Annotated in this window: 2 protein-coding genes; both read left to right on the plus strand. The window is 43.3% G+C overall.

Features of this window, described 5'->3' with window-relative positions:
* The first annotated feature begins 507 nt into the window (after nt 1-507).
* Complete coding sequence (locus EWV66_RS13380; protein ID WP_052277034.1) at nt 508-1,626, plus strand: hypothetical protein; 1,119 nt, start codon at nt 508-510, stop codon at nt 1,624-1,626.
* Between the two features lie 1,245 nt (nt 1,627-2,871).
* Nucleotides 2,872-3,426: transposase family protein (locus tag EWV66_RS13395; protein ID WP_502706149.1), on the plus strand; the 555-nt coding region annotated here is incomplete at its 3' end.

The raw sequence follows: 3,426 nt of genomic DNA on the forward strand, positions 1-3,426 counted from the left end.
GTTCACTTATCATTTTCGTTATTTAGGTCATATATGGTAAATATGACTTATCTTTTTTGGGAGTCTGTGTCTGTATTCCATGCTACATAAGCTTTTCAGCTGGCTTGTCCCCCTGTCAGGTATAATAGACCTCTTGCATAAATCCGAAAACAAACGATAGAAACAATAATGGGAGGGACTTTCAGTTAATTATTTATTAGTAGTTGATAATCTTCAAAAATGTTGCTGTACAAGGATCGACTTCTTCCGCCAGCGGTTTCCGAAAGGCTACACCTGATGGAAAGCCACACTAGGGTTGGTGTGCTACGGGGCTTGGTTAAGATCGGTGTGCTTAGTTTGTCATCACACCACGAAGTTCTGGTTGGGCATGCAAGTGCGCCTAACAATTCAATGCAGGCGCGACGGACCTGACGGGCTGCAGCCTGATCTCAAACGTTATGCGCCTGAACCAGAACAGGCTGCTGCTTGTCATACTGAAGGAACATTTGCAAACGCTGGAAGGATCGCGTGGAAAACATTGATACACTTCACCAGCACTTAAAGCAGCCAGACATCACACTTGCCAAGTATGTTCGTGCGCGACATCTTGAACTGGCGGTGTCGATTACTGATCGGCACAAAATCTATCTGGACACACGATACTGGCTTCTATTTCGTGATGTCGTCCTCGGCCGGCGAACTGATGAATCACTAATTGCGCTGCTCGATCAAATACGCAACGCGGTTCAATCTGAACGAGCCATCTGTCCTGTATCGCAGGACAGTTTTTCGGAGGTTTTCGTTCAAAACGATCCGGTTACACTCGCGTCAACGATTAAATTGATGGACGAATTGTCTGGAGCCGTTTGCCAGACCGAGTTCTTTTCTCGTCTAGATGCCGAACTCTGGCATTTCATGGTTCAGAAAACGAAGGGTGACGCTGCCGTTTGCGACCTCGATCAATTAATGTGGACAAGGTGTGGCTATGTACTCGGATACGTATCACCTCGAAATGACGCGTTCACCAAGGAGCAATCGGACGCGATTGAAAAAGCGTTCTTCGATCAGATGTGGGTGGCAACTTTCTCAGATATTTTCGAGCATCTTGGTTGTTGTCCTAACTGGAAGGTTGATCAAAACTCCGTCAACAAAATGAACGTCGGCAAATTTGCTCACAACGACGATTTCAATTCGTTCGAGCAACTCTTCATGATCGAATTGGCCGGTTTCCTTGATTTGTCGCGTGATTCTCTTGCTCGGATAATTCATCGGATGTATTTGACGGAATTCGGTGACAAAGCCGACCCCAATGCGAAACCCGATCCCGCCGTGGGCAAAATGGCTGCGAATTTCGTGTATCAGGCGTTCCGCCTAAACAAACTTGATGACGAACTACCAACCCTGCGTACGTACGTCACCCTTCATGCCGCATTACGATGGCGCAAAAACCAGAAATACAAACCCAACGATCTCGCCGATCTTCGACATGTGGCAATGGCTCTTCCCTACTGCGACACATTCCTAACGGAGAGGCCACTATGTCACCTCATTCACGAAAAACATCTGGGGCTTACAGACCGATTCAAATGTCAAACCTTTGCCGACCCAAAACTTGCGTTAAAGTACCTTCGCGACATCGGCGTATAAAAAAGTGCGATCACACTACAGTAGCGATCGCCGATCTTGTAGGGTGCGTTCCCTAATGCAAGTCCTACTGCTCCACTGATCGATTTTTGGGGAACGCACCATGCACATTTATTGAAACTGTGGGTTAAAGTGCGATGCCGCTCTGGTGGGATCAGATCGCTATCGCTGTAGGGTGCGTTCCCTAATGTGGCTCTTACTGCTCCACCGATCGATTTTGGGGGAACGCACCATGCACATTGATGGAGGCTCTGGGTTAAAGTGCGATGCCGCTCTGGTGGGTTGAGTTGGGGAATGTTAGCGAAGATTCCCAATGTTTAGGTTAAAATAGAGGGGCAAAAGTTGCAACAGGGTCGCTTATTTTTAGCTGTGCTTCGTGTCACTGAGCCTTTACATTGAGCGTGTCGAAATGTGTCGAATTGCTGTTTTATAGAATCCATTTGGTATCTTAGGATACAGCTAATCGTCGTAGTAGAAGTCGAAGAAAACAGAGATGAATTTTGGTAGTGGAGTGTTCTAAAGTGCGCTCAAAATTTTTGACTAAAGATTTGCAGCGTTCCATCCAAGAATTACTTCTTTCAATCACCCATCGAGTTTTTACAGGTACGAATCCTGATCAACCCTTCTCCGCTTTTTCGGTTTTTGACGGTTTTGGAGACAGTTCAAACTGAATTTTAGTCATTATCTCTGGATAGACCTTAACCAACTCTTTCTCTATTTTGTCAGGATGATAACCATTATCTAGAAGAATAGTCGTCTTAGGCAGTTCCGACGGTTTTAACTTGAAATAGTCAATACCTCGAGTTAACAACTCAATCAATCCTTGGTCATCAGATAGGTTGGCGGGAGTACAATGAGCGAAAAAGGGAAAACCAAGACTATCCGTCGCTAGATGACGTTTAATTCTATTGGTGCACTTGTAGAAACAAAATCCTTTCGTCTCAACACTCGCATTAAGTAGTCGTGCAAAATTAATTTCCTAGTGAAGATAGGCAAGAGGCAAGAGGCAAGAGGCAAGAGGTGGTTAGATAGGTGTAATTAATTTTGCTTAGGTACTTACAGGTATTTTTGACCTGACAGGGGGACAAGCAAGCTGAAAAGCTTATGTAGCATGGAATACAGATACAGATTCAAAAAAAAGATAAGTCATATATAGTAAATATAGCCTAGATAACGAAAATGATAAGTGAACTATACCAGAAAGTCTTAGAGAATGAACTGGGGCGAGCCAGATATCTACTGTTGTTAATGATAGTTGGAACCTGGCAAATACTAAAGCAAGCAAAGTTAGAGATATTAGCAGAAGCACTACCAATACCAATCCTGTTTGAGAGTCGGAGAAAAAAACTAAAAAGATTTTTAAAGCTGGAAATTCTGAATATTGAAAAAATCTGGTTTGTCTGCCTAAAAGAGATGTTAAAACAGCAGGAGAGATTCACAATAAAAGGATTAGTATATATTGCCATAGACCGGACGAGTTGGGGAGCAATAAATATCTTGATGGTGAGTCTAATTTATGACAAGAGAGCCATCCCAATCTATTGGGAGATATTAGATAAAAAAGGAAGTAGTAACCTCGAAGAACAGCAGCGAGTATTGGGGAAAATATTGACGGTGCTATCAGGTCATAAAATAGTGGTGTTAGGAGATAGAGAATTTTGCTCGGTCAGTCTTGGAAAGTGGCTTCAGAAGCAGAGTTTGTACTTTTGCTTAAGACAAAAACAAAGTACAAATGTGAAGACAAAAGAAGGAATTTATCAAGAAATGAGAGAGTTAGGTTTAAGTCCAGGAACTAAACTATTT

It is taken from the genome of Microcystis sp. M_OC_Ca_00000000_C217Col, from assembly GCF_007095585.1.
Taxonomy (GTDB): domain Bacteria; phylum Cyanobacteriota; class Cyanobacteriia; order Cyanobacteriales; family Microcystaceae; genus Microcystis; species Microcystis panniformis.